General features: G+C 71.2%; 6 protein-coding genes and 1 pseudogene. 3 read left to right on the top strand and 4 right to left on the bottom strand.

The genetic code is table 11. The features are described from left to right. Positions 1–709, bottom strand: a 709-nt coding sequence (locus C1J00_RS38755) for a DAK2 domain-containing protein (RefSeq protein ID WP_245936681.1), incomplete at its 3' end; no start/stop codon positions are given. Positions 710–977: 268 nt separating this feature from the next. On the opposite strand from C1J00_RS38755, the gene rpmB reads away from it, so the two are divergent. Then, a complete protein-coding gene (rpmB, locus tag C1J00_RS38750; RefSeq protein WP_102913572.1) occupies positions 978–1,163 on the top strand; it encodes a 50S ribosomal protein L28 in 186 nt (61 codons plus the stop codon). Positions 1,164–1,329: 166 nt separating this feature from the next. Here the strand turns inward: rpmB and thiD are convergent, their stop codons facing one another. Next, the gene (gene thiD / locus C1J00_RS38745) at positions 1,330–2,127 is read right to left on the bottom strand and encodes a bifunctional hydroxymethylpyrimidine kinase/phosphomethylpyrimidine kinase (RefSeq protein WP_102913571.1); all 798 of its coding nucleotides are present in this window, start codon (positions 2,125–2,127) and stop codon (positions 1,330–1,332) included. After that, positions 2,124–3,089: a thiamine-phosphate kinase gene (locus tag C1J00_RS38740; RefSeq protein WP_033313188.1), complete on the bottom strand. Its 966-nt coding sequence runs from the start codon at positions 3,087–3,089 to the stop codon at positions 2,124–2,126. Before C1J00_RS38740 ends, thiD begins: the two co-directional genes overlap by 4 nt. A 206-nt stretch (positions 3,090–3,295) precedes the next feature. Here C1J00_RS38740 and C1J00_RS38735 point away from each other — a divergent pair, with 206 nt between their 5' ends. After that, complete coding sequence (locus C1J00_RS38735; protein ID WP_020138723.1) at positions 3,296–3,529, top strand: Lrp/AsnC family transcriptional regulator; 234 nt, start codon at positions 3,296–3,298, stop codon at positions 3,527–3,529. 20 nt (positions 3,530–3,549) lie between these two features. Further along, a complete protein-coding gene (locus C1J00_RS38730) occupies positions 3,550–4,068 on the top strand; it encodes a DUF3515 domain-containing protein (protein ID WP_102913570.1) in 519 nt (172 codons plus the stop codon). 82 nt (positions 4,069–4,150) lie between these two features. On the opposite strand, the pseudogene C1J00_RS38725 reads toward C1J00_RS38730, so the two are convergent. Beyond that, positions 4,151–4,488, bottom strand: a pseudogene (locus tag C1J00_RS38725) (D-alanine--D-alanine ligase A); the annotation flags it as partial.

Below are 4,488 nucleotides of genomic sequence, written 5' to 3'. Positions count from 1 at the left end.
CTCCGGCCCGTTCCAGGACGGGCAGCTGGCCCGGGGTCGCGGCGAGGGCAGCGCTGGCTCCCTCGTAGGCCGCCCGGGCCACGGTCCCGCAGTCGCCCCGCGCACCGTCCGCGGCGTCGACCACTCCGGCCCGTTCCAGGACGGGCAGCTGGCCCGGGGTCGCGGCGAGGGCAGCGCTGGCTCCCTCGTAGGCCGCCCGGGCCACGGTCCCGCAGTCGCCCCGCGCACCGTCCGCGGCGTCGGCGGCGGCCGAGGCGACCGTGAGGACGGTGCCCTCCACGGGATGGGCGACGGCCCGGCGGGCGGAGTCGGCCGCCTGCCGCAGGGCGAGGCGCAGGCCCTGGCCGTCCGCGTGGGCGGGGTCGTCGTCGGCCAGCACCTGGGCCATGCCGCGCAGCAGCTGGGCGAGGATCGTCCCGGAGTTCCCGCGTGCTCCGATGAGCGCCCCGTGCGCCATCGCCCGGGCGGCGTCGGCGAGCGTCGGCCCGCCGGGGCCGGACCCCGCCGCATGCCCGGCGAACACCGCCTCGACCGCAGCGACCGCCGACTCCACGGTCAGATACAGGTTGGTGCCGGTGTCGCCGTCCGCCACCGGGTAGACGTTGATCGCGTCGATCTCCTCGCGCGCCCGCCCCAGGGTCTCCAGCGCGAGACCGCACCAGGTGCGCACCGCGAGAGCATCGAAGAGTGTCTGCGGCACCTGCGCCACTAGGCCTCCCTGAGCTGCTGGACGTGGCTCGCAGCGTAGACCCAGGGGCGGTGTTCACCGGAAGAGGGAGGGGACCGGGCCCCTGAGCTGGCATGGTAGTTTCGTTCTACGGGTGCAGCCGTTGTATGCTGCTCCGGTTGCCCGATCTGATCGGGCCTTCCCCCTGGCAACGCCACTCAGATTTCGACCGGCTTCGCAAAGCCCGAGAATCTTGATCCCGGCCTGCCGGGATCAACCGTAAGTGCATCTGAAGTCTTTGGAGTGACCCGTGGCTGCCAACTGCGACGTCTGCGGCAAGGGGCCGGGCTTCGGCAACAACATCTCGCACTCGCACCGCCGTACGCCCCGTCGCTGGAACCCGAACATCCAGCGTGTGCGTACCGTGGTGGGCGGGACGCCGAAGCGCCTGAACGCTTGCACCTCGTGCATCAAGGCCGGCAAGGTCTCGCGCTGACGCTCAGCTAGCGCGCGGCCACTGCTGGTTCGCTGCAGAGCCGGTCCACCTCTGGTGGACCGGCTCTTTGCCATGCCGGAGATCAGCGCTCGATCCCCGCGCGTCAGCGCTCAGATGCCGCACATCAGCGCTCAGGTCCCGCCCCTCAGCGCTCAGCTCTCGCACGTCAGCGCTCGGACCCCGCCCGGAAGCGCCATCCGTGATCCACCGGGCCGATCCCCCCGCCGAGCGCGAACCCGGCCGCGACGGCCCCGGTGACGTACTCCTTCGCCGCCGCCACCGCCTCCGGCACGGACTGCCCCTTGGCGAGCTGGGAGGCGATCGCCGAGGCGAGGGTGCAGCCGGTGCCGTGGGTGTGGCGGTTGTCGTGCCTGGGCGCCCGCAACCAGTGCTCCTCGGATCCGTCCGTGAGCAGATCGACGGCGTCGCCCGGCAGGTGCCCGCCCTTGATCAGCGCCCAGCGCGGTCCGTACGCGAGGACGGCAGCAGCGGCCCGCCGCATCTCCCCCTCCGACTCGACCCGTACGCCCGTGATCTGGGCCACCTCGTCGAGGTTCGGTGTGGCGACCGTGGCCACCGGCAGCAGCTTCGTACGGACGGAGTCCAGCGCGGAGGCGGCGAGCAGGGCGTCGCCGTGCTTGGAGACCCCCACCGGGTCGACCACGGCAGGGGCGTCCGTCTCCGCGATCAACTCGGCGACGGCCTCCACGAGTTCCGCGGAGGCCAGCATCCCGGTCTTGACCGCCCGGACACCGATGTCGTCGACGACGCTGCGGTACTGGGCCCGCACGGCCTCCACAGGCAGTTCCCAAGCCCCCTGCACGCCGAGGGAGTTCTGCGCGGTCACCGCCGTGACGACGCTCATGCCGTGCACACCGAGCGCGAGCATCGTCTTGAGGTCGGCCTGGATGCCCGCACCTCCGCCGGAGTCGGAGCCCGCCACCGTCAGGACACCCGGGATCATGACTCTATGTCCCCGAAGTGGTCCCAGCCGCCCTTGCTGGTCCACGGCGCCCCGTCGACCGTCACCTGGGGCAGCGCCGAGGGGTTGAGGACCTCGCCGATGACCTTCCAGCGGGCGGGCAGCTTCACGTCCGGCGGGAAGGTCGCCACGATCGCGTGGTCCTCTCCCCCGGTCAGCACCCACTGCATGGGGTCGACCCCGACGGCCTGGCCGATGTCGTTCATCTGGGACGGGATGTCGATCGCCCCAGAGCGGATGTCGATCCGCACCTTGCTCGCCTCGGCGATGTGCCCGAGGTCGGCGATCAGCCCGTCGCTCACGTCGCACATCGCGGTCGCCCCGAGCCCGGCGGCGGCCGGACCCGCGTGGTACGGCGGCTCGGGCCGCCGGTGCGCCTCCACGAACGCCCGCGGCGAGCGGAACCCCCGCGACAGCACCGCGTACCCGGCGGCCGACCAGCCCAGCCAGCCGGTCACCGCGACGCGATCGCCGGGCCGGGCGCCCGCCCGCGTCACCGGCTCCTGGTTGCGCAGATCGCCGAGCGCGGTGATCGACACCATGATCGAGTCGCCGCGCACGACATCACCGCCGACCACGGCGGCGCCCGCCACCTGGCATTCGTCGCGCAGGCCGTCCATCAGCTCGCTCGGCCACGTCACCGGCAGTTCGGCCGGGACGACCAGGCCGAGCAGGAGCGCGGTCGGTACGGCACCCATGGCGGCGATGTCGGCGAGGTTCTGCGCGGCCGCCTTGCGGCCCACGTCGTAGGCCGTCGACCAGTCACGCCGGAAGTGCCGGCCCTCCACCAGGATGTCCGTGCTCGCCACGACCCTGCGGTCGGGCGCGGCCACCACGGCGGCGTCGTCGCCGGGGCCTACCCGGACCGCCGGGGTGGTGGTCAGACGGGAGGTGAGCTCCCTGATGAGCCCGAACTCACCGAGCTCACCAACAGTGCCCTTCATTGCCCTTTCTCCCCTTCTGTCCCTGTCCGTGCCCGGTCGCGAGGCATCTCAGTCCTCGCTACGGTCGAAGTGACCGGCACGTTCTGCCGGACCTGCACCTCGGCGCGCAAGACCCGGTCCCCGCAGGTCTCCCCGCGGCGAGCGGCGACGCGATACCGTGGCGTTCCTTTTCCCCACATGATCCTCGTGGCCGCCCTGGAGGTTCCGTGGTACAGGCGTACATCCTGATCCAGACGGAGGTCGGCAAGGCGTCGACCGTCGCCGAAACGATCAGCAAGATCCCTGGGATTATCCAGGCCGAAGACGTGACGGGACCGTACGACGTGATCGTGCGGGCGCAGGCCGACACCGTCGACGACCTCGGCCGCATGGTGGTCGCCAAGGTCCAGCAAGTGGACGGCATCACCCGCACCCTGACCTGTCCGGTCGTCCATCTGTAGCCCCCGTCTACCCTGTGCCGGTGAACTCTTTGCGTCACCGGCACCCTTGTGTCCTCCGCGTGTTCCGCCTGCCCGCTGTCGCGCTGTTGATCACTGTTGCGGGCTGCTCCTCAGCAGACGACAGCGCGTCGGCGGCGGTTCCCAGTCCGGACGCGAAGGTCGCGGAACTGTGCCGGAACCTGGACAAGGTACTGCCGGCGAAGGTGAACGGTGAGCGCCGTGAGGATCCCGAGCCCGCGTCGGCGCTGACGGCGAGCTGGGGCAGCCCGGCGATCATACTTCGCTGCGGTGTGCCGCAGCCGCCGAAGATGGTCGATCCCAAGGTCGCCGACGGACACGATCCCGATGCCGTCGCCGGGGGCGTGAACGGCGTGGACTGGCTGATGGAGAAGCAGGACGACGACGGGTACGTGTTCACCACCGCCAACCGTGAGGCCTACGTCGAGGTCCGGGCGCCGGAGGGCGTGGACAGTTCGAGTGTGCTGATCGATCTGGCCGCGGCCGTGAAGAAGGCGATCCCCGAGGGGATCGCCTCCTGAGCGCCGTGATGGTGCCCTTGTCTTGAGTCTGCGGGCCGTGTGTGGCTGGTCGCGCAGTTCCCCGCGCCCCTTGAGAGTGGGGTCAGCGCAGGCCCGTCGACCGCCGGAGTGCCGCCCGCACCAGCAGGTCGATCAGCTCCGGGTAGCTCACCCCGCTCGCCTGCCACATCTGCGGATACATCGAGATGGGCGTGAAGCCGGGCATCGTGTTGATCTCGTTGATCACGAACTCGCCGTCCTCGGTGAGGAAGAAGTCCGCGCGGACCAGGCCCTCGCAGGACGCCGCCTCGAACGCGTCGACCGCCAGGCGCTGGACCTCGGCCGTCTCCTCGGGAGTGAGGGGGGCCGGGACGAGACCCGGGGTGGAGTCGATGTACTTGGCCTCGAAGTCGTAGTACGCCTGCGCCTCGGGCGGGGGGA

The organism is Streptomyces cahuitamycinicus, from assembly GCF_002891435.1.
GTDB lineage: Bacteria > Actinomycetota > Actinomycetes > Streptomycetales > Streptomycetaceae > Streptomyces > Streptomyces cahuitamycinicus.
The sequence above is the reverse complement of the archived record's forward strand: the minus strand, read 5'-3'. Positions and strand labels throughout refer to the sequence as shown.

Coding starts and splice junctions, on each gene's coding strand:
- thiD (WP_102913571.1), bottom strand. CDS start 2,127: ATGATCCCGGGTGTCCTGACGGTGGCGGGCTCCGACTCCGGCGGAGGT.
- C1J00_RS38740 (WP_033313188.1), bottom strand. CDS start 3,089: ATGAAGGGCACTGTTGGTGAGCTCGGTGAGTTCGGGCTCATCAGGGAG.